Source organism: Thiospirochaeta perfilievii (assembly GCF_008329945.1).
GTDB classification, from domain to species: Bacteria; Spirochaetota; Spirochaetia; order DSM-2461; family DSM-2461; genus Thiospirochaeta; species Thiospirochaeta perfilievii.
This window is the reverse complement of sequence record NZ_CP035807.1, coordinates 2,466,114-2,488,677: the sequence shown is the minus strand read 5'-3', so window position 1 is coordinate 2,488,677 and position 22,564 is coordinate 2,466,114. Positions and strand designations below refer to the sequence as shown.

Annotated in this window: 15 protein-coding genes; 5 read left to right on the top strand and 10 right to left on the bottom strand. The window is 33.6% G+C overall.

Going from position 1 to position 22,564, the window contains the following annotated elements:
* The first annotated feature begins 36 nt into the window (after window positions 1-36).
* Window positions 37-897 (top strand): AraC family transcriptional regulator, encoded by an 861-nt coding sequence (locus tag EW093_RS11385; RefSeq protein ID WP_149568528.1) that lies wholly within the window; start codon window positions 37-39, stop codon window positions 895-897.
* Here the strand turns inward: EW093_RS11385 and EW093_RS11380 are convergent.
* The 3 genes from EW093_RS11380 to EW093_RS11370 all read right to left on the bottom strand — a co-directional run bounded on the left by EW093_RS11380 (window position 886) and on the right by EW093_RS11370 (window position 5,622).
* Window positions 886-2,670 (bottom strand): ABC transporter ATP-binding protein, encoded by a 1,785-nt coding sequence (locus EW093_RS11380; RefSeq protein ID WP_149568527.1) that lies wholly within the window; start codon window positions 2,668-2,670, stop codon window positions 886-888. The genes EW093_RS11385 and EW093_RS11380 overlap by 12 nt on opposite strands.
* On the bottom strand, window positions 2,670-4,418 hold the full coding sequence (locus tag EW093_RS11375) for an ABC transporter ATP-binding protein (protein ID WP_149568526.1): 1,749 nt from the start codon (window positions 4,416-4,418) through the stop codon (window positions 2,670-2,672). Before EW093_RS11375 ends, EW093_RS11380 begins: the two co-directional genes overlap by 1 nt.
* A 67-nt stretch (window positions 4,419-4,485) precedes the next feature.
* Window positions 4,486-5,622 (bottom strand): GGDEF domain-containing protein, encoded by a 1,137-nt coding sequence (locus tag EW093_RS11370; RefSeq protein ID WP_149568525.1) that lies wholly within the window; start codon window positions 5,620-5,622, stop codon window positions 4,486-4,488.
* Between the two features lie 130 nt (window positions 5,623-5,752).
* Here EW093_RS11370 and EW093_RS11365 point away from each other — a divergent pair, with 130 nt between their 5' ends.
* From EW093_RS11365 to EW093_RS11355, 3 genes are all read left to right on the top strand, one after another.
* Window positions 5,753-7,186, top strand: coding sequence for a prolyl oligopeptidase family serine peptidase (locus EW093_RS11365; protein WP_149568524.1), 1,434 nt, complete (start codon window positions 5,753-5,755; stop codon window positions 7,184-7,186).
* A gap of 93 nt (window positions 7,187-7,279) precedes the next feature.
* Window positions 7,280-8,332, top strand: coding sequence for a magnesium/cobalt transporter CorA (gene corA / locus EW093_RS11360; protein ID WP_149568523.1), 1,053 nt, complete (start codon window positions 7,280-7,282; stop codon window positions 8,330-8,332).
* Between the two features lie 96 nt (window positions 8,333-8,428).
* Window positions 8,429-8,743, top strand: a complete 315-nt coding sequence (locus EW093_RS11355; protein ID WP_223111600.1) for a 4Fe-4S dicluster domain-containing protein — start codon at window positions 8,429-8,431, stop codon at window positions 8,741-8,743.
* A 64-nt stretch (window positions 8,744-8,807) separates the two neighbouring features.
* Here EW093_RS11355 and EW093_RS11350 read toward each other — a convergent pair whose 3' ends face one another.
* From EW093_RS11350 to EW093_RS11330, 5 genes are all read right to left on the bottom strand, one after another.
* The gene (locus EW093_RS11350; RefSeq protein WP_149568522.1) at window positions 8,808-9,272 is read right to left on the bottom strand and encodes a methylglyoxal synthase; all 465 of its coding nucleotides are present in this window, start codon (window positions 9,270-9,272) and stop codon (window positions 8,808-8,810) included.
* Between the two features lie 17 nt (window positions 9,273-9,289).
* On the bottom strand, window positions 9,290-9,784 hold the full coding sequence (locus tag EW093_RS11345; RefSeq protein WP_223111599.1) for a hypothetical protein: 495 nt from the start codon (window positions 9,782-9,784) through the stop codon (window positions 9,290-9,292).
* Entirely contained in the window at window positions 9,785-12,205 is a 2,421-nt protein-coding gene (locus tag EW093_RS11340) for a glycoside hydrolase family 3 C-terminal domain-containing protein (protein WP_149568521.1), read from the bottom strand.
* 192 nt (window positions 12,206-12,397) lie between these two features.
* Window positions 12,398-13,423 (bottom strand): glycosyltransferase family 2 protein, encoded by a 1,026-nt coding sequence (locus EW093_RS11335; RefSeq protein ID WP_149568520.1) that lies wholly within the window; start codon window positions 13,421-13,423, stop codon window positions 12,398-12,400.
* 109 nt (window positions 13,424-13,532) lie between these two features.
* The gene (locus EW093_RS11330) at window positions 13,533-16,427 is read right to left on the bottom strand and encodes a glycoside hydrolase family 3 C-terminal domain-containing protein (RefSeq protein WP_149568519.1); all 2,895 of its coding nucleotides are present in this window, start codon (window positions 16,425-16,427) and stop codon (window positions 13,533-13,535) included.
* 210 nt (window positions 16,428-16,637) lie between these two features.
* Here EW093_RS11330 and EW093_RS11325 point away from each other — a divergent pair, with 210 nt between their 5' ends.
* Window positions 16,638-18,995: a glycoside hydrolase family 3 N-terminal domain-containing protein gene (locus EW093_RS11325; protein WP_149568518.1), complete on the top strand. Its 2,358-nt coding sequence runs from the start codon at window positions 16,638-16,640 to the stop codon at window positions 18,993-18,995.
* 53 nt (window positions 18,996-19,048) lie between these two features.
* On the opposite strand, the gene glf is transcribed toward EW093_RS11325, so the two are convergent.
* Together glf and EW093_RS11315 are read right to left on the bottom strand one after the other, a co-directional pair.
* On the bottom strand, window positions 19,049-20,149 hold the full coding sequence (gene glf, locus EW093_RS11320) for a UDP-galactopyranose mutase (protein ID WP_149568517.1): 1,101 nt from the start codon (window positions 20,147-20,149) through the stop codon (window positions 19,049-19,051).
* Window positions 20,146-22,554: a beta-glucosidase family protein gene (locus tag EW093_RS11315; RefSeq protein WP_149568516.1), complete on the bottom strand. Its 2,409-nt coding sequence runs from the start codon at window positions 22,552-22,554 to the stop codon at window positions 20,146-20,148. The genes glf and EW093_RS11315 overlap by 4 nt, the downstream gene beginning before the upstream one ends.
* Window positions 22,555-22,564: the final 10 nt, after the last annotated feature.

Sequence of the window (22,564 nt, the reverse complement as noted above, 5' to 3'; positions counted from 1 at the left end):
GAATTAATAGCACAATCTTGCTAAATTGGATAGTTTATGAAAGAACAGTATTTATATATTTTACCTCCTATTCCCGATAAAAGATTTCCTATATATGTAGAGAAGCAGACCCATGTAAATAAAGAGGAGCTTTTTAGACCCCACTGGCATGAGCACCTAGAGCTTATATTTATGTTAAGTGGAGAATTAATGCTAACCTGTAATGCCCAGAAAATTCATGGAAAAACCAATGATCTACTTATTTTAAACCCTAACGATCTTCACCACCTGCACAGTATAACAGCTAAGGTAGAGTATTATTGTATTATTTTTGACCTTAAAATGATAAAGAGCTTAACTACGGATCTAGGTGATTTAGATTTTCTACTACCCCTATCGGAAAATAAAATAATTTTTGATACACAGTCTAAATCCACCCAGGATATAAATAGATGTCTAGTTAGACTTGTTAGGGAGTACAATGGAGACAATTTGGCGAAACCTCTTATTGTTAAATCCCTATTAATGGAGATGGTTAGTCTTCTCTTTACCCAGTGTAAATATACGAAACAGGAACAGGAAAAAAGAAATAGCAGTATAAAACTAATCCAGAATATACTCCTCTACCTAAATAAAAACTATAATAAAAGTGTGGATATTAGTGTGCTAGCCAAGAACTTCAATATTAGCTACCACCACCTGTGTCATCTTTTTAAAGATTACACAAATATGTCCATTATAAAGTACCTATCGGAAATAAGAATAGAGAAATCCCTTAGATATTTGGAAGAGACAAGTAAAAGCATAACTGAGATATCCGCCCTAGTTGGTTATGAAGACTCTAACTACTTTAGTAGAGTCTTTAAAAAAATTATGCATAAAACACCAAGGGAGTATGTTAAGGATCTAAACCTGTAGAAACTTTAACTGGGCGCTGTATAGATCGTAATAGTGCCCCTTCTTCTTTAATAACTCATCATGGGAGCCCATCTCCTCTATACCTCTATTATTTATTACAAGAATTCTATCTGCCTGCTTTATAGTTGAGAGTCTATGGGCTATAACAAATGAGGTTCTATTTTCAAGAAGTTTCTCTAACCCCTCCTGTATTATCTTTTCTGACTGGGTGTCTATACTTGAAGTTGCCTCATCTAGAATCAGTATGGCTGGGTTCATTAAAAGAGCTCTAGCAAAGGAGATAAGTTGACGCTGTCCAACAGAGAGCCTTGTTCCCCTCTCATTAACCTCTGTATAATAACCATCTTTCATATTTTTTATAAAATCATGGGCCTTTACAACTTTAGCAGCCTCTATAACCTCATTATCTGTAGCGTCTAACCTTCCATACCTTATATTATCAATAATTGTACCACTAAAAATAAATGTATCCTGCATCATTATACCCATTTGGCTTCTTAAACTTCTTAAGGTCACCTTAGATATATCAACACCATCAATTGTAATAGATCCACTATTTATATCATAAAAACGACTTACAAGGTTAACAACAGTTGTTTTCCCTGCTCCTGTAGGACCAACTAGGGCAATCTTCTCCCCGGCTTTTATATTAAGATTAAAATTATTTAATATAATCTGATCCTTCTCGTATCCAAATACAACGTTTTCAAATTTTATATCACCATTTATCTTACCAAGTGGTTTTGCATCTGGAATATCTTTTATATCCGGCTCTATATCAATAGTTTCAAAAATTCTTTCAAGATAGGCACTTGCTGATATTAATTGGTTATAGAACTCACTTATATTTAGCAATGGTTGCCAAAAACTACCTGAGTAACCAAGGGCTGCAACTATTATTCCAGCAGTCATACTCTCCTTAAAAAATAGTAGGGCTGCTACTAACATAACCCCCTGGGATGTAATTGCAATGTTTTTAACAATAGGAAAAATTAGGGCAATATAGTGCCTGGAGATCATCCACTTTTCCTGATAATCATCCATTAACTCTTCAAAAACCTTTAAATTAACATCCTCCCTTGTAAAAGATTGAGTTACCTTCATTCCACTAATACTCTCATGGATATATGCATTCATATTTGACTGTTTTGTACTTACATCCTGCATAGAAGTACGTTGTTTATTTTTAATTAGGAAAATAAGCCATGTTGCAAGGGGAACAAATATTAGGGTAATTAGGGTTAACTTAACACTTAAAAATAGCATTATTATAAGGGCTACAATAAAGGAGAAGAAGTCTACAATTAAATTTATTAAGCCGTTAGATAACAGCTCACTTAAAGAGTTTACATAGTTAACAATTCTAACTAGAATCTTTCCATGGGGTCTAGAGTCATAAAATGAGAAGGATAACTTCTGTATATGATTAAATATATCAGATCGAATATCTTTAATTACACCATTTCCAATCTTTGCCATATATCGAATTCTAAACTTCATACTAATACTACTTAGAATAATAATTAGTATAAACACTATAGAAGCGGTAATAATGGCGTGAACATTCTTATTTGGAATGTAGTCATCAATTACAAACTTCATCATAATTGGCATCATTAAGTTAGCAACAGCTGAAGTTAATATAACAATTAGTGCTAAAATCATCTGTTTTTTATATTTTTTTACATAGGATAAAAGTCTTTTTAACTGCCCTACATTGAATTCTTGTTCTAATAACTCATCTTCGTTATATGTATTTCTATTTTTAGCCATTATAACACCACCTTCTTTTCTAGATTAAACTCCCCCATCTGCTGGAAAAAAACACTGTAGTAGTAGCCCTTTTTATCTAATAACTCAGCATGAGTTCCCCTTTCTACTATCCTTCCATTATCCATAACTAAAATTAAGTCAGCATCCTTAACCGAGGATATTCTATGGGCTATAATAAAGGTGGTTCTTTTCTCATTTATATTTTTTAGTTCACCTAATATTTTATACTCTGTTTCCATATCAACCGCCGAAGTTGTATCATCTAAAATCAAAATTGATGGATCCTCAATAATCGCTCTTGCTAGGGCAATTCGCTGTTTTTGTCCCCCGGAAAGACCAACTCCCCTCTCTCCTACAACTGTGTCAAACTGCTGATCAAACTGGTATATAAACTCATTAACCCCTGCTATCTCTGCAGCCATCCTAATCCTTTTTTTATCAGCTTGGGGTACACCATAGGATATGTTACCCTCAATAGAGTCGGAGAAGAGGAATATATCCTGCATAGCAATGGAAATATTACTTCTAAGCATTGAGATATCATAATTTTGTATAGGAACATTATCTATTAGGATCTGCCCATTGGTTACATCATAAAACCTAGATATTAATGATGTTAAAGTAGACTTCCCAGAACCTGTAGATCCTAATAGAGCAACTGTCTCTCCAGGTTTTACCTCAAAGGAGATATTCTCTAAAACTGGTAGATCCCCATAGTGGAAGGAGACATTTTCGAATTTAATATACCCCTCTAATGTGTGCTTATTAACAGGTTTATGGATCTCTTTAATTTTACTCTCCTGGTTTAATAGTTCATCAACCCTATCGTAGGATGCAATAAAGTTCTGAGTTCCATTGATCATCCACCCTAACATTCTTAAGGGGTTATTAATCATCCATAAAAGCCTATTAAATGTAACAAGCTCTCCGATACTCATTTTATCGTTTATTATTAAGAGACTCCCTATTAACATAACAACTACGTTAAAAAGAATTGCAAAGGCATCTAATACAGGTAGATATTTCTCCCACACTTTAGCAGCCTCAATATTTCTATCGTTAAATTTTTGGTTCTCAATATTAAACTTTTCTATCTCATAGGGTTCCGATGCAAAGGCTTTTATTACCCTATTACCACTAATATTCTCTTGAACAACACTGTTTAATTTTGAAAACTGTTCACGTATTTTTACAAATGTAGGTTTAACAGACCGACTTAGTTTTAAGGATATAAATCCGATTATTGGGATTATTATTAGTAGTATTCCAGCTAAAAATGGATTTATTAAAAACATAACAATTAATGCATATATAAAAATAAAGCCATGGAAAATTGAGACATGGGTTATCCAAGCAAAAAAGTGTCTAATAGCCTCAATATCCCCTGTCATATTTGTCATTATTTTTCCATTTGGTGTTTTATCAAAAAAGGTAAAGTCTAAATTCTGGAGTTTTATATACATCTCCTTCCTAAGCTTATATACCAACTTCTGAGAGAGTAGTTCAAATTTCATAAAGTATTTATAACGTAAAAACGTCCGTAGTAATGTTACAACTGTAATTAATAAGACCCCTTTAATTACTAATGAAACTGAGCCACCCTCAATTATTATATCAATTAAAACACCTGTCACATATGGGTCGACTAGGGCTAGGGTAGAGAAAATGATTGTAAATATTGAAGCAACGATAAAAAGTTTTTTATACTGCTTCAAATAAGGATTTAATGATTTGAATGTTTTTAACATGGAGAACTCCTAATCAGTCCTATTGTAATTTAAAGTTTTAATAATGGGTATGGGATTGGGGAATTTATTATTGGTATGATAATATATCTTTAAATAGTGTTATTTTATTTTTTGTTTTTTTAGACTCATATAGAGCTAGATCAGAGTTAACTATTAGATCCGATGGGGATATATCCTTTCTATAATGGGCTACACCAAAACTTAGGGTTATTGGTTTTTCACACTTAAACCCTTTTGCATATTGGGAAAACATAGAGTTAATTTTATTACAAATATCTATAACCTCCCCCTCTTTTACATTTTTAAAAATTATTGAGAACTCATCCCCACCATACCTAAAGGCTGTAGATCCAAACATACACTTTTCTAAGATACTTCCCAACTCTTTAAGGCACTCATCCCCTACAACATGTCCAAATGTGTCATTAAGGGTTTTAAAATTATCAATATCTAGCATCACAAAGATGTAGGAGTTTAAAGATTTATCCTCTTCCATTTCATCTATAGCAGCTCTAAATGCTATTCGGTTATATATGCCTGTTAATTCATCTACTTTTATCTTCTTCTTTAGGTGATGTCGCTCAAAATCTTTTTTTAACTCTCCCCTACTCCTTATTCTTTCAAAATATATAACAACCAGATTCATAATATAAAAGAAAAAGAGGATAAAGATTGCAATTATAAAGTTACTTGTCCTTAATCCATTTTCAAATATAGATGGTTTATCTAAATCCCATACTATAAAGAGCTCCGATAGTATAACACCTATAATTGATAAAAATGATGTAATTGTTGATAACCTATAACTGCCATAAATAGTAGTAAGCAAAATTGGTAGTAAAAAAATAAAATATAGTGCTGAAAATGTTGAATGAACAGTGAAAACTATTAAACATATTAGTAGTAGGAGAATAGAGGTAGAGTATATTTTAACATATTGGGGAACTTTATTAGACTTTAAAATTAAATAGTTTAAAAGCACTATCAAACTGTTAACAAGGGTAGGAAGGATAAGAAATTTTAATAGGTACCTTGGAATTGTTGAGTTAATCTCTCCTGAACGATAGACAATATAACCAATTGTAATCTCTAATAATAAGACAGAAAAGACTAGGGCTAGGGATATAAAAAAATGGATATTTAGCCACTTTCTATCTATAGATCGATACTTAAATTTTATTACATCAATAGATGCTTCCCCCATATGTCACCTTTTATTTAATAATATTAATAACAATTATATATTATACATAAACAAACTGTATATAGGTGTAAACTAAAAGATTATATGGCAAATTCCAGTTTTGGTTTACTCTTTTAATAAGGAGAAATAAATGCCAAAATGTATTAAAATTAAGTTATTAATTAGCTTAGCATTAATTACAGTTTTACTAGGTTGTAAAACTGGAGAAGAACAGGGGAGAAAAAAAATGAAAGTTACATATAAAACTGTAACAGAGGTCTACGATTGGGGCCCTGGAATATCTAAAATTATTTTAGAAACAGGGGAAGATTTAAAACCAGACTCCCTATCTACTGTTGACTTTAAGGTAGAGTCAAATAGGGTTTTTAAAGATTTTAACTTTTCAACATTTAAACCTATGGATAACCCAACAGACCATATTGCAGAACGAACAGTTCTAGATGTTTATATTTCCGACTCAATGGGAAACAGGGCTAAAAAGGGCTCTACAATAACTATGGAATTAGAGGTAGGTCCTACACTTACTGAAGGATCCCCTTTTAACTATGATATGGGTAGTAATTTTAATGTATTTGTAGATACAACATATAATATTTCAACACTAAACCCAATAAAACTTAAAAATGGAAGAACCTTAGAAATTGCAGAAACTAATAGGGATAATGACCTAGGAAATATCAACCTAATAGCTGATGAGTTTATTAATAATCTAGAGTTTTCCCATAATGATATAGCCCTTAAATATGCAACGTTTAACCCGGATAATAATAAGGAGAAGGATGGATCCACACCTTTAATTATATGGTTACATGGTGCAGGAGAGGGTGGAAATAACACTTTAATTACAATAATGGGGAATAAGGTAGTTAACCTAGCAACTAAGGAAATCCAGAAACTGTTTGGGGATAATGGAGCATATATATTAGCACCCCAAACACCTACTTTATGGATGGATATAGATGGGAGTAAAACTTATAATACCTCTGTTCCAGAAAATATGGGAACATCATACTATACAGAAACCTTAATGGAACTAATTAAAAGTTATGTAGAGTCTAATCCTAAAATAGATAAAAATAGAATATATATCGGAGGATGTTCTAATGGTGGATATATGACTATAAATATGTTAGTTAACTACCCAGACTATTTTGCAGCGGCCTACCCTTCAGCAACCCCATATTCATCTTCATGGTTAACTGATGAGAAGGTCGAGATTTTAAAGGATCAACCTATATGGTTAGTACACGCAAAAACTGATGGGATAGTACCTGTATACCAGGGAAAGCTTGGCCAAGACTACTCTACATACAACTTAAGTGTTGATGAGGATGGGAATAATATAGCATTAGATAATAATAGCAATAACTTATACCGTAGACTTAAGAGTGCTGGAGCAAAAAATATATACTACTCACTCTATAATAATGTAAAAGATAAAGATTCAGGTTACGAGTATATGGGGCATTGGTCTTGGATATATAGTTTAAATAACGACCCTACAATGGAAATTGACGGTAAAGAGATAACACTATTTAGCTGGTTAGCAGGACAAAGTAGATAAAAATTACTGGCTACCTAAACTTTTTGGTAGCCAATAATTATTCCTCTATATTTATTAGTAGTATTAATCTAAAATGTAGTTGTAGGAAATATTATGATGCAACTAAAAAGAATAAAGTATTTAAATAAGGATAAATTACCACCAGGTACCATTAGAAAACATGGGGTAGGTAGTGGAGATATCAAAATATCCATTATTAACTACGATGTTGATACTGTTGATAAGCAGTATATAAGTTTAGATAAAATAGTGGATATTGACCTATCTAAAAATAGTAAAACATGGATTCACTGCCCATCTACAATAAACTCCAATCTTTTAGAGAAGATTGGAAACAAATTTAATATACACTCCCTAATACTGGAGAATATACAGAATATTGATCATAGACCTAAATTAAACGACACAGAAAATTTCAATTTCATAATCCAAAAGAGTTTACAACTTAGAGATGGGAACCTAATAAAAAATCATATAGGTTACATAATATTTAAGGATCTATTAATAACCTTTGCTAATGGAACACCATTTTCCCTAATAGAGGAGAGAATTCTTAAAAAAGAGGGAAAGGTTAGAAATAAGAGTATAGACTACCTACTTTTTATCTGTATGGATCTTTTATCCGATGAGTATTTTGAATTATTAGACCTTATGGAACAAAAAACAATTAAATTCGAGGAGAGTTTAATTAAGGATAACTATAAATTAGACATAAATGAGTTTCTTCAGTTAAAGAGTCAACTAGATATAGTAAGGCACTATGTAACCCCTCTAAGCACAATTATAGATGGGATTATCAACTCAACAAAACCTCCTATTGATATAAGTAACTTAATTTATTACAAAGACTTATTAAACAATACTATCCAACTAACAGACTTAATAAAAACTACTTCAAAAAGTATAGAGAATATATTAAACCTTTCCATTAATATTTCAGGTTATAAAATGAATAATATAATGAAGGTACTAACAATAATTTCGACTATTTTTATTCCTTTAACCTTTATTGCAGGGGTATATGGAATGAACTTTGAATATATGCCGGAACTGCATTTTAAATTATCATACCCAATAACCCTTGGAATTATGGTTATAATCGCCCTTATTATGGTTAACTTTTTTAGGAAAAGAAGGTGGTTTTAAAATCTCTAGTTGACCTAGAGTCAACTCCAGGAAGTAATATATATAAGTGGAGGAATAGATGGTTTATAGAACACTAAGGAACCTTTTTAAATTTAATTGATACAGATTAAAAACTCTATGGAAGAGAATAAAAAGCTTGCAGATCTCTACTGTACAGAGTGTAACTACTGTATGCCTTGCCCCCATGGAGTTAATATTCCCCTAAATTTTAAGCTAATGAACTACCACAAAGTATATAACTTAACTGACTATGCTAGAGCAGAGTATAAACAGATTGGTAAGGTAGACTGGATGAAGGGTAATAGTGCAGCGTCCTGTGTTGAGTGTGGAATATGTGAAGATAAGTGCCCACAAAAAATAGAGATAATAAAACAACTAAAAGAGACACATTTTACACTAAATAGTAATTAATAAAATTAAACTTGCTACTTCATAGATGTATAGTTTGAAGTAGCAAGCTATTAAAAAAATATAACTAGATCTTTCTATTTATATAGCTAGAATAATCCTTTAACTTAGGCTTATACCCGGTTTTAAACAGTTCTGAAGATATTAAAAAGTCTGCAGATGCTCTGTTAGAGGCATATGGGATATTGTATAAAACTGCAATTCTCTCTAGTGCTTTAACATCAACGTCGTGGGGTTGTGGTTCCATAGGATCCCATAAAAAAATCATAATATCTATCTCATTTGTACATATTAAAGATCCTAGTTGTTGATCTCCACCTAAAGGTCCACTTTTTAAACGTATAATCTCTGGACCAACTTCCTTAGAACCTTTAAGCTTCTGATTAAACTTCTCTTGGATAAGACTCCCAGTTGTACCGGTACATATTATCTTATGTCCTTGAAGGCTTTGCCAGTTATAATCTACCCACTCCAGTAGATCAGGCTTCCTATTATCATGGGCGACTAACGCAATTGTTTTTCGAATATTCATATTTTCTCCTTTATGAATTAAACCTTTTTCATTACAACAAACTTTAAAACAGGATAGATAATTATTACCTGAATAAAAATGTTTATAGCATTGGTTAAGTTAGTTGCCCATATACTACCAACAAGCCCTGTTAAAGGTGTCATTACTAGGGTAGGAACATAGAGACAAATTACATATACAACAAGTATTGTTAATACATAAATAGGAATAGCAGCTCTTAATTTGTGGTTAGAGTTAAATACTAATTTTCTCTGTACAACAAAATTAACTATTTGTGCACTAGCATATGCTAGTAAAAATGAAATAAAACTTCCTAAACCACCATTCTTAGCTGGATAATCAAAAATCCATAACTGAAAGTCCCTATCTGCAAACCCTTTAAATAATAGACTACTACTAATATTTAACACTGTAAAGTTTGTAATTGTAGCAATATTACTTAGTAGATTAAACATAATAAATTCATATACGTTTGCGTGGCTCTCTTTAAATTTTCTTATAGCGTTTAACACTTACTTACTCTCCTTAATATACTCTTCTGCATGTACTAATTTCTCTTTTGTATCCTTGTTAAGTTTTTTTAAGTTGAAAAATCCCTTAATAAAGAGCCTACAACCCTTAAAAAAGTGGCCATTTACAATAATTAGTAGAGCGTTAACCATCTGTTTATTTACTACACCACCCATCATCTTCTCGATACCTCTAAAGGGAACATGATATATAAACAGTAAGTTCAAATCCGGCTTACCTTTTTTTATAGATCTATCCTTTAGGAATCTTAGGAACCTATGGATAAGTCGGGCAAAACCACTTTTTGCATACACCATTTGGGCAATGGCATCATTACGGTCTAAATCCCGATCTCTATCCCAATAGGGAGTAGGAATATCGTGACCTAAGAGGGATGAAAATTCATCATCATCAACCTTTTTAATATCGCCTAGATAGTACTTCTTATATTTTATTGGATCGTATACAACTGATTCTTTTGTTCCATCAATAACGATTCCTCCCTCTAATCTAATATCTGTGGAGGATGCTGCTATATAAATTTTGTAATCACCACTCTCTACTTCAAATTGATTAGATTCTATATCAAAATATCTAAATGATTTATCATCAAAATCTATTGATACCTCTTTACTTTCCCCGGCTTTAAGGAATATTTTTTTGAAACCTTTTAACTCTTTTTTAGGTCTAAAAACATTTTTTGACTCTTTTCCAATGTAGAGTTGAACAATTTCACTTCCATCTATCGTACCCATATTAGTAATAGCAAAAACAACACCCTCCCTACTTACCTCTAAGTTTGAGTACTCAAAGGTGGTATAGGAAAGACCAAAACCGAAGGGGAACAGAACGTCTACACTCCCTGTATCGTAATACCTATAACCAACATATAGAGCCTCTCGATACTCACTACTCTTCTCTTTTCCTGGGTAGTAGTTATATACAGGAGTATCACATAACTCTAAAGGATATGTCTCTGCTAATTTACCACTAGGATTAACTTTCCCAGTTAAAATATTAAGCATAGCACTAGCCCCAGCCTGTCCAGATAGATAACCGTGAATTAAACCTTTACACTTATCTAACCATGGCATCTGAATTGCTGATCCACCACTTAAAATAACAACAATATTTTTATTCTCTAAACTTAAGTTATCAAGAAGTTCTATCTGTTTCTCTATAAGATTTAGGTGGGACCTATCTAACCCCTCTGTTTCGCTAGCATCATCTAAACCTAAGTATAGAAGAACCACATCCACACTACTTGCTAGAGTTTTAGCCCTTAATATGTCATCCCCACTCTCATATCCAACAAAGGTTAGATCCCTATTTTTAATTTCATCTAGAGTATTTTCTAACCTAGCTGGATTAACTAAACTAGATCCAGCTCCCTGATAACGTGGCTTATCTGCAAAACTACCTATAATCCCTACTTTTTGGTCTCTTTTAAGTGGAAGTATCTGGGCATCATTTTTTAGAAGTACTATTGATGCCTCAGCAGCTTCTCGGGCAATATTGTGGTGGAGATCAAAATTAGCCTTACGTTGCTTTCCCTCAATTTGTATTTCAAAAAGAACTTCAAGGTACTCATTAACTCTTTTATCTAAAAGAGCCTCATCTAAAAGTCCATCTTTTACTGCACAGAGTAACTCTCTATCACTATCTCCCCCTGTGGATGGCATCTCTAAATGGCTTCCAGAAGCAACTCCATCTATATGCTCATTACTTCCACCCCAGTCGGATACAACAATACCTTTAAATCCCCAATCTTCTACTAACACATCGTTTAAAAGCTCTTTGTGCTCATTTGCGTAGGTACCGTTTATTTTATTATATGCCGACATTATAGCCTTCGGATTACCCTCTTTAACAGCAATTTCAAATCCTGTTAAGTAGATTTCATATAGGGTTCTCTTATCAATTACAGAATCATTTATCATTCTAAATAACTCTTGATTATTAGCAACAAAGTGCTTAGGACAGGCTGCAATACCCTCTTTCTGAATCCCTTTAATATAACCTGAGGCCATCTTTCCAGAGAGGTATGGATCCTCACTAAAATACTCAAAGTTTCTTCCACACAGAGGACTTCTTTTAATGTTTAGCCCAGGGCCTAATATTATATTAACACCCTCAGATAGTGCCTCTTGGCCTAATGCACTCCCAAGTCTCTCCCCTAATGTAATATCCCAACTATTAGCAATTGTTGCTGATGTAGGGAAACAAGTGGCAGCTATCCCCGCATTAAGTCCTAAATGGTCAGCATCTGCGGCCTGCTTTCTTAATCCATGAGGGCCATCTGCTAAAAACATTGAAGGAATATTTAAACGATCAATAGACTTTGTCTGCCAAAAGTCCTTTCCAGATAAAAGGGAAACTTTCTCATCTATTGTCATCTTATCGATTAGTTCTTGATATTTCATTTTAATCTCCTATTACTACCTAAGATTATTTATCTCTTGTAATACCTAAAAAAAGAGCCCCCCTTCTTCTAGGCATAATCTAGAAATCATAAAGTTTCTCTTTATAATCTATGGAGAATTGTATAATGGTTATTCTATTAAAACCATAAGCAATATGTTTACAGGGGGGTAACTAAAAGTTGAGTGGTAGCCTTAATTAAAACCTACGGCTTTTTGGGATATTCGATAGAGTCCAACAGAGATTTTACGACCTAATTTACCTGGGATATTTACTATTACACCAAAAAATCTTGTACGTAGTTTATAATATAGAAGTTCATCAAACTCCTTTATTAGTTTCCATAAAGATCTCTTCTTTTCTAAGTCCTCTACTGTTCCAGAGTTAATTAACAATATACTAGATATTGCTGTCATTATCTCTAGGTAGTGATACATATATCTTTTAAGCTTATGATCTGTTTTTTTATCTAGAACATTTTTATAATGTTCGAGCATTATCTTATTTACTCTAATTTGTTGATCTACTCTTCTAATCATGACCTGTTCATTAACAGACTGGTCATCCCTTCCAATAAAATATCTATAAAAGTCCACATCCACATAGTAGATCTTTTTAACATAAATTAGGGGTACATAAACAAAAATATTGTCCACGTAGAATGTGTGTTTTGGAAGTTTTAAATCTATTTGTTTAAGAAGCTCTGTCTTATATATAACAGAGTGCATTAATATATATTGTCCAAGTTTAATACTTCTAACATCATTCCAGGAAAAGACCCTACCCTTTGGAAGCATTTTAGTATAACTCATTGTTTTTTTATTTTTAGCACCCTCTTTTTCGTATACGAAGTTGCTAATTACTAAATCAAGAATATTTTCATCTTGATCAAACCTACTAAGTGTATCAAGGATTTTATTATAAGCTTCCCTATTAACCCAATCATCACTATCAACAACCTTAAAGTAAAGACCTGTTGCAGATTTAAGACCAGAGTTTATAGCTTCTCCGTGCCCTCCATTATCCTGATGTATAACTTTAACAATGTCTGGAAATCTAGAGCTATAACTATCTGCAATCTCTCCTGTTTTATCCTTTGATCCATCGTTAACTACTATAATTTCAATATCTTTGTTCTCTGTAGCTAGAAGGGAGTCTAAACAAAATTCCATATAACTCTCTGAGTTATAACATGGAACTATTACAGATAATAATTTCATTATATATTCCTCTCTATGTAAAATATTATTATAGATAACTTCTAATTTGTAAATAAAAGAAAAAATGAAAGGATGGAACCCTATGGATCCCGCCCTTTCATTGAATAATTTAAAGAGACTTTCTTTTATTTCTATATGATATCGTCTTTAATACAATTAATAACAACATAATAATATTAAAAACTATTAATCCAATTTTCCATGGAGCCGTAGTAAATTTTACAGTAGAACCAGGTATTATGCCGTTCATAGCATTACTATGGGTAACAGTATAAAATAATCTATGGGCAGCTCTTCTTAAGTAGTTAGCCGTAGTGGCACTATCTTCATCATCATAGGATTTCATTCCAGTCATTGTTAACTGTAAATCTGTTCCTGCTGCTAAACCTTGGTTTGCATTCATATGACTATAAAGGTTAAAGTCACTTAAAACAAAACCTGTAAATCCCCACTCATCTCTTAATACAGTTTGTACAAGTGCAGATGAACCACCGGCCCAAGTACCACCAACTCTATTAAACGAACTCATTATTGCTGTTGTAGCAGGAATTTCTTTTTGTGATATAGTTCCATCCTTATCTGAAATATATTTAATTTCATTTCTAGCTGTTTTAACCGCAATTTCGAAGGGTTTTAAATATATCTCTCTTATAGCTTGTTCATCTGCCCAGGTTGAAACTCCATTATTTGTTCTGTTTGTCTCCTGATCATTTAACGCAAAGTGCTTCATAAAAGAGTAAACACCCTTACTTGCAGCCCCTTCAATTGCCTTAGCAGCTATTTTACCAGATAATACCCCATCCTCAGAGTAGTACTCAAAGTTTCTACCAGCAAATGGAGACCTATGAATATTAGCTGCAGGTCCATACCATCCATTTACACCGTAGAATAGACCTTCATTTCCTAACATCTCACCCATTTTAAAAGCTAAATCTTTGTTAAATGATGAAGAGATAACAACAGCGGAAGGATAGGCAATTCCGTGTAAAGATGCACCCATAAAGGAGTTTAATCCAGCTGGACCATCTAAGTCTACTGTAGCAGGTTTACCAACAGATTCAATCTCCCCTGTATTATACGCTGCGCTTATAGTTACAGCTAATATCTCTTCAGTTGTAAGTTGATTAAGAAGTGTATCCCATAGAGGATCATCAAAATCTAAGCCTCTCATATTTATTAAAGAGACACCGTTTTTCTCCCCTGTCACAGGTTTACTCTGGGTAGAGTCTATATGATCATCTACAAAATATGGAGCAAAAGCTTCTAAAACTGCACTATTAGCCTTTAAGTCCTCAGCAGTTGGAGCTGTGGGAAAAGTTCCTTCAAAATCACTTCTAGACATAGAGTTTAACTCTTTAGAAACATCATCAAACTGGTTAGTTGCAACTAAATCATCTGAATTTCTAGGGTTTTTAGAGTTATAGACAACAGTTTTTAAAACTGTGTAAACAATCTCATCTAGACCTATTTTTTTATTGTGGGAGTCGGTTTGTACTCTTAGTTTATACTCACCCTCTTCTAAAACATAAGCCCTATTATCTTTATAATCATAGGAGGCCATATCCTCAACAGATAGCTGAAGACTTAAAGTTTCAGATTCACCTGGTTTAAGCAGGGATGTTTTAGCAAAATCTGCAAACTCAACTGATGATTTTTCAATTCCACCCTTTGTATATGGAGCAGAGTAGAATAACTCAACTACATCCTTACCAGGATAATCTCCAACATTTGTAACTTTAACATCTATTTTAATACTTCCGTCAACATTGCCTAACTCTTTATTTACAATTTCCCAGTCAAACTCTGTATAACTTAAACCATATCCAAAGGGATAAACAACTGCGCTGTCATAATTAATAAAGTTTTCATAGGCAGCTGTTTCATAATATTTGTAACCTATATAGATACCCTCTTCATACTCTACAAAAAAACCATCTCCATAGGAGTTATTTCTACTTATATTAGAGTATTGATAGTTTCCAAAGTTTACAAAGGTAGGATCTTTGGTAAAATCCCTAGCATATATATCTACTGTTTTACCAGATGGGTTAACTGTTCCATTTAAAATATCTCCAACAGCATTAAAACCAGTTTGCCCTGGGGAACCAATCCATAAAACGGCATCAATTTTAGGGTCATCTTCTAAAATTCCTAGCTCCATTGGTGTACTTGAGTTTATTAAAACAATAACCTTATCAAAATTAACTTTAGCTATCTCTAATAGATCTTTTTCATCTTTATTTAGTTCAAGCTGGTGTTGGCCTATAGTGTAATTATCATCAAAGCCATACATATCCTTTGTTAGGTCACCACCTTCCCCACCACCACGGCCAAAGGTTATAATAGCCGCATCATTATAGGATTTAAAGCTATTAATTGCGGATTCTGTAAAGTAAGAAGCTGGCATCTCTCCAATTGTATAGGTAGAAACTTCAGGTTTATCCATAACAATATCAGCCTTAGGGTTATCATACTTTTTAACAGGTTGTCCAAAGCTATTTCGCCCCATTTTATATGATGCAAAACTATCAAATAGAGAGTAAACCTCTTCATTTATATCATAATGGGAGTTTAATAGGGCTGTTTTTAGATCAATTACTGTTGAAACATCTACAGAACCAGAACCTGATCCACCAAATACAGAGTCTACACTATCTCTACCTAAAAGTGTTATTTTTTTCTTATTAGCAGAAGTTGATTTTAAGGGAAGAACTCCATTGTTTTTTAATAAAACCGCACCTTCAGCCACAAGCTCCTCTACAACCTTTCCAGCAGCAGCTTTAAGATCATCTTCACTTTTATAATCTAAAGTATAATACTCGCTGTCCCAGTTCTCTGTTCCTTCAGCAGCAGTAATAATGGCCTTACCCTTACCTATATAAAGGTCAGCATAACCACTAAAAATGTTAATAACTACATTTAATAGTAGTGTAACTGCAACAATTACTGATAAAGTAATAATCCAAGATCGTCTCATCTGTTTCTTACTTTTAATCTTTTTCATCTATATCTCCTTATTATTTTGGCTCTAATAACATAATTGTAAGCTAAATATATCATGGGTTTTATTTATCAGCCATCATCTAGTTGTTACAGGGTAACAACTTATAGTTTACCTATAAACTTTAAGTTACAAGGCAACAACTTACTGCTTATGGTCGTCTCCAAATTCTCATGCTAGGATTTTAATATAAAAAATGGAGGTATCAATAGAGTGAAGAGATTGATAGTAGTTTTAAGTACAATAGGACTAATTTTTTCAGTTACAAGCTGTAATAAAAATCATTTTGAGAAGAGTATCTACAGTGAGCAACCAGAAATTGGTTTATACCAAGATTATTTAGCTAAAAATCCTGACCTACCAACCGAAGGTACAGGTCCGATTCTAGCTACAGGATCAGAAAAAAGTATTATTAAAAAAAGCGGTCTAGAGTTTAAGGATTCCAACGGAAATAAAAAACTAGATCTATATGAGGACTGGAGATTAACTCCAACAGAGAGAGCAACTGATCTTGTAAGTCAAATGAGTGTTGCTGAAAGACTAGGGCTGTTAAACTGGCTAGGTGAGTCTGGAAATACCGAGATGACTAAAAATGAAGCTGAAGATATACTATATTACGGTATCGAAGGAATTAATGCCGATGGAACATATGATGATACTTCATCCTCTATTCCCTTTTCCTTATTAACTAACGGGCTAAGATATGTTAATGATAACATGGAAATAGCTCCAATGGATGAGGTTAAATATAATAACAATATCCAGGGTTTAGTTGAGAGAAGCAAATGGGGTATTCCTATGATTATAAGTTCAGACCCAGCACATAATGGGTGGGCTGGAGATGATATTAGTCCTACAGGTCTCTCTAAATGGCCTTACTACATCGGATTAGGTGCAGCAGATGACTTAAAAACTACTAAAATATTTGGAGAAACTGTCGCTGCAGAGATGAGAATGGCAGGACATCAGATGTTATTAGGACCCCAGGCAGATATTGCAACAGATCCTAGATGGGCAAGGATTTCCCAGGTTATTCACTCTAATGGTGATTTAACAGCAAAACATATTAAGGTTCTTATTCAAGCAATGCAGGGTGGAAGCGAGCTAAAACCATGGGGTATGGCAACAACAGTAAAACATATACCTGGATCTGGTTCAGTTGAAGAGGGTATGGATAGCCATACAGAAGCGGGTAAGTATAGCCTGTTCCCTGGAAATAACCTGGAAGAACATTTAAAACCTTTTATAGCGGCTGTTGAAGCTGGAGCTGCAGCAACAATGGCATGTTACAGTATTATCGATGTAGAAGAGTATAAAGATATTGTTAACGGGAAACCTATTGATGAAGGTGCAGCTTTCTCTACCAAAATAATGACAGATCTACTAAAAACAAGAATTGGTTTCAAAGGTGCTGTTCTATCAGACTGGGGGATTGGAACATCTAGTCCATGGGGTCATGAGAATATTAAAGAGAAACCAGAAATTTTAGCTGAGATGTTAAATGCTGGAACTTATCAATATGGTGGAAAAGACTTTACAGAACTATGGAAAGAAGCGTTTGAGTTTGGTTTAATATCTGAAGATGTTATAAATACAGCCGCAACTAGAGCGTTAGAACTACAATTCAAATTAGGTCTTTTTGAAAACCCATATATCAATTTAGATATAGCAGAAAAATTCTGGGATCCAAACGGTCCTCTATATAAAGAGAGAAACGATGCGGCTGAATCTGCAATGAAAAAAGCTATGACACTAGTTAAAAGTATTGATGTTGCAGAAAATAGCCCTATTCTTCCTATTAATGGAACAGATGAAACCTATATAAACGCTGTAGATTTAAATGGTAATGGTAAAGTTGATGTATATTTTGACAGTGCATACCCTAATGCAGATAGTGGTCAAGGAAAAAGTAAAGCTGTATCAACAGATTCACAGTATTTAAATATTAACTTTGTAGACAACATAAAAGATGCCGATGTTGCGATTACTAGAATATTCTCTAGAGGAGCTACATATTTTGGAACAACAGGAGCAACACCTTTAAACTATGATGATCCTGTATATGTTTACGATAGAGAGAATAAAACATACACTGATGAACTTGTAAAAGTAACTACAAACCCAGGTGAAGCTTATGGTAATTTTGGACCGTGGGTTTTTGATGACTGGAGTAACCTAACAGGTTCAGGAATGATTGGACAGGGTTATATGACATACCTAGGATACTCAGATAGTAAGGCCGCTTTAGAGAGAGCATTAAAGGCTAAAGCTGGAAACCCAGATCTTAAAGTTATTATTGGTATGACAGACTCTAGACCAGGGATTATTTCTGGCTTCCTAGATGATATTGATGGTATGATAATTGACTTTGCAGCAACAGATAAGGCATTCCTTGATGTTGTATTCTTCCAAGGTGGAAACAAACCTGAAGGAAGACTTCCCTTTGAGATCCCAAGTACATGGGAGTCTTTAAGCCAACAGTTAGGAGATGTTCCTAACGATACTCCAAACCCTACGTTTGAGACAGGCTACGGATTAAACTACCCTTCTATTGGTGGTTATGGAGGCTGATAAATAAAAAGGGGCTGTTGTAAAAGTCATTATGACTTTCAACAGCCTTTTTTTTATATTAACTCTTTAGCTTTTTTTAAAGCAGACTCAATAGTTACATCCATATCGTAATACTTATACTCACCTAACCTTCCACCAAAGATTAAGTTTTCTATCCTATCTCCAAGCTCTTTATACCTTAGATATAGCATATTATTTTTTTCATCATTAACAGGGTAGTAAGGTTCATCCCCTATAGACCACTCATCACTGTACTCATAACTAATAACAGTTTTATCAGACTCTATAAAGTTAAAGTGTTTATGCTCAATAATTCTTGTATATGGAGTTTGTGAATCTGTATAATTGACCACAGCATTCCCCTGGAAATTACTTTTATCTAAAACCTTAGTATCAAAACTTACCTTTCTATACTCAAGAGCCCCTAATTTATAATCAAAATAACCATCTATTGGACCAGTGTAGATCACCTTTGTAGCTATGTTATCCCAATACTCCCTCTTCTCTAAGTAGTCTGTATTAAGTTTAACCTCAATCCCTTCTAACATACTCTCTATTATTTTAGTATAACCATACTCAGGAATTCCCTGATATTTTGAGTTAAAATAGTTATTATCATATGTATAACGAACAGGAAGTCTTTTAATAATAAAGGTTGGAAGCTCCTCACATGGTCTACCCCACTGTTTCTGGGTGTATCCCTCTATTAGTTTCTTATATATATCCTTACCAACTAAATTTATAGCCTGCTCTTTTAGGTTTTTAGGATTATCAAAGAAGTCACTTTTTTGCTGATCCTCTATAATTTTTTTTGCATCTTCAGGCTTTGAGACTCCCCACATCTGATAAAAGGTATTCATATTAAATGGTAGGTTATAAATCTCCCCGTTGTAGTTTGCAATAGGACTATTTATATATCTATTAAACTCAGAAAACCTATTTATATAGTGCCAAACACTCTTATTATTAGTATGAAATATGTGGGCTCCATATTTATGAACATAAATATCATGACTTTTTTCTGTATAGATATTTCCACCAATATGTTCCCTTTTATCAATAACTAAGCATTTTTTTCCAGCTCTTTTAAGCTCATGCCCTAACACTGCGCCATAGAGACCAGAGCCAACAATTAAAAAATCATACTCTTTCATCTATTTTTCTTTCTCTCTTTTAAAAATTTATTAATACCTTTAAAAAAATGCCCATTAACTATTAACAGAATACCATCTAACATTCCCATACTTATAGAGCCACCAGTCATTCTTGCAATACCTCTAAAAGGCATATTGTAAACAGACATCATTATTAAGTTAGCTTCATTTCTTCTAGATATCTTTTTTAGAAACCAGTGGGTAAAAACAATACACCAGTAGGCAAACCGAGCCAATAAACTACGAGCATATCTACACTGGGATAAGGTATCATTATACTCTAAATCCTTTTTTCTATCCCATTTTGATTCAGGAGGCTTGTAACCAAGAAGTTTCTCAAACTCAGAACTACTAACATTTCCAACCCTCCCATTAAAATATGATGGAAGATCAACACTATTATAAGGAAGAGGAGCATCAGTTCCTAGAACATATAAACTTCCTGTTAACCTAATATCACTAATAGAAGCACCTATAAAAACATTATAATTAGAACTCTCAATCTCCCAACTATCTGTTTTAATATTAAAGTATCTAAAGGTCTTATCATCAAAGGGGATTCTAACCCTCTTAGTGTCCCCTGGATTGATAAATATTTTTTTGAAACCTTTTAACTCCTTCTTTGGTCTAAAAATAAGTTTAGACTCACAACCGATATATAGTTGGCAGATCTCCATTCCAGGATACGCACCACTATTAGTTACATCAAAGAGTACACAGTCTTCCTCAACCCTTAGATTAGAATATTCAAAGGTTGTGTAACTAAGCCCAAAACCAAATGGAAATAGAACATCTATATTATTAGTATCAAAATATCTATATCCAATAAAAAGTGACTCTCTATACTCAACAGAGACCTCTTTTCCTGGAAAGTTTGTTGATGATGGAACATCTATATAATTAATAGGATATGTCTCAGCTAATTTACCTGATGGGTTAACATCCCCAGATATTACTCTTAGAATTGCCCTGGCCCCAGCTTGACCACCTAGATATCCATGTAATAACCCCTTAGCCATTCCGATCCACGGCATCTCTATTGCCGCACCACTTGATAAAATAACAACAATATTTTTATTTACACTATATAATTGTTCTAATAGATCAACTTGATTTCTAGGGAGACTCATACTGGTTCGATCTAATCCTTGGGTCTCAGTTGCCTCATCTAAACCTAGGTAGAGTAGTACAACATTTGCTTTTGTAGCTAAGTCACATGCTTCCTTCATAAGTTTTTTACTACACTGACCATATCTTTTAAATCCAGGAGCATAACCTACACTTCTAATACCAGATTCATCAAAACACTCAAGAGTAGAGTCTAAAATAGTAGGATTAACCCTAGAAGAACCGGAACCTTGGTACCTTGCATCCCTGGCAAAGTCTCCAATTACTGCGACTTTTTTATCAAAGTTAATAGGGAGTATTCCTTCATCATTTTTTAATAAGACAATAGACTCTTCAGCCATTTTCTGGGAAATCCTATGATGCTTCTCTATATCAAAGGAGACATGCCCCTTATCAAATATCTTCTCGGTAGTAAAAGTCAAATCTAAAAGTCTATCAACACAACTATCTAAAATAGCCTCATCAAGTTCTCCACTTTTAACAGCATTAACAATTATTCGATCAGTCTCTCCATTGTTAGAAGGCATCTCTAACTCATTACCTGCAATTAGTCCTTTAACCCTATCGTTACTTCCACCCCAGTCGGTAATAACACAACCAGAATAGTCCCATTCACCCCTAAGAATATCTAGCATAATATGGGTATTTTCATTTGTGTATGTACCGTTTAACTTATTATAAGAGGACATAAGGGCCTTTGTACTACCCTCTTTTACTGCAATCTCAAAAGCTGTTAAATAGATCTCCCTTAAGGCACGTTCATCAATTATCGTATCAATAGACATACTTCTCTCTTCCTGATTTTTTGCACAAAAGTGCTTCACACAGGCAGAGATCCCCTGGGATTGAATCCCCCTGACATAGGCGGCAGCCAGTTTTCCTGCTAAGAAAGGGTCTTCACTAAAGTATTCAAAGTTCCTTCCACACAGAGGGTTCCTTTTCATATTAAGTCCAGGGCCTAATAAAACATTTACTTTTTGTGATACAGCCTCTTTTCCAAGGTAAGATCCAACCCACTCACCTAAATCCTCGTTCCAACTATTGGCTACTGTTGCTTCTGTAGGGTAACAAGTAGCAGGGATTCCCCTATTTAACCCCATCTGCTGGGATGATACAGCCTGTTTTCTAATACCATGGGGACCATCGGCTAAAAACATACTAAATATGCCTAAATGTTCAATATCCTGGGATTGCCAATAATCCTTACCAGACATTAAAGATGCTTTTTCCTCTAAGGTCATTTTATCTATTAATTCTATATACTTTAACTTACCCATACAATTATTC